The organism is Pseudomonas sp. D47 (assembly GCF_045447305.1).
In the GTDB taxonomy this organism is placed as follows: Bacteria; Pseudomonadota; Gammaproteobacteria; order Pseudomonadales; family Pseudomonadaceae; genus Aquipseudomonas.
This window is the reverse complement of the sequence record NZ_JBJGXU010000156.1, coordinates 1-998: the sequence shown is the minus strand read 5'-3', so window position 1 is coordinate 998 and position 998 is coordinate 1. Positions and strand designations below refer to the sequence as shown.

Genomic DNA, 998 nt, shown 5'->3' with positions numbered 1-998 from the left:
GCCATGCCTTTCAAGGTCTGCGTTTAAAAGTTCGTTTAAAGCAGTGTTTAAGTCTGTTTATCCGACTTGGCAGCCTTAAGCACCCGAGCTGTTGAAACATGAGCCCGTGCGGCCTTACCTTCCAGCCACTCCTTGGGTTTGGCGACTTTAGGGCCGCGCGGGCTTTTCGCGACGGCCTTAGGTTTGATCAACCTCGCCAGGGCCAGTAACCGCTCTGCCAACCCTTGCGAGGTCTTTTCGAGAGGGAAGTTTTCCGCCGGTAATGCGATCTGCATTCCCTCATAACCGCTGCGAACGTGCACCGCCAAATGGTAAATCGAAGCCTCCCAACTCGCTGGCTGCGTTTCGCGGTGCGCCTGTTCCACACTGCGTTTGAGAACCGACAAAACGTTGTAAGCCAGAACCGCCGAGGCGAAGCCCAGCAGCGCGGCTTTAGGGCTACCAAGGCTCTTAATCTCACTGTCGAGCACCGATTCAAGGCGTTGGAACATCCCTTCAATACTCCAGCGGCGGCGGTATAAATCAGCTATTTGTCGAGCGCTGATGGTGTCGGGCAAATTGCTCCAGAACCACATCACCAAATCACCTGAGTCATTAGCCGTTTGCAAGCTCAACTCAACGCGTCGCCAGCGGCGACCGCCTTTTACTTCGATGGTTTGTTCGCGAACGGTTCCGGTGTCGACGGTCCCTGACTCTTGCCAGTCGCCTTCCTGGATCACACGTGGATGTTTGCTGTGTTGGCGAACGATGAACGAGGCCCCTGTGTTTTCGCAGGCTTGCAGGACAGGCAGCGTGCAATAAAGTCGGTCAGCCATCCATAGTTGACCCGCGCTTGCGCGGGCCAACAGCGGTAGAACACTGACCCGCTCGCTGGCATGGGCGTCTTCCCAAGGCTGAAGATCGACGACTAAATCCAGATCAGGATCGTAGGCCACTACGGAAAACCCTGGGCGAGCCGCAGCTCGCTCGCTGCGCAAAGGGCCTAAACGTTTTTCAGT

The 998-nt window shown here is 56.1% G+C and carries 1 protein-coding gene; it reads right to left on the bottom strand.

All coding sequences use genetic code 11. From position 1 onward, the window contains the following. Positions 1 to 47 precede the first annotated feature (47 nt). Positions 48 to 998 (bottom strand): transposase (locus ACI77I_RS32015; RefSeq protein ID WP_407000207.1); only part of this gene is annotated, 951 nt, incomplete at its 5' end.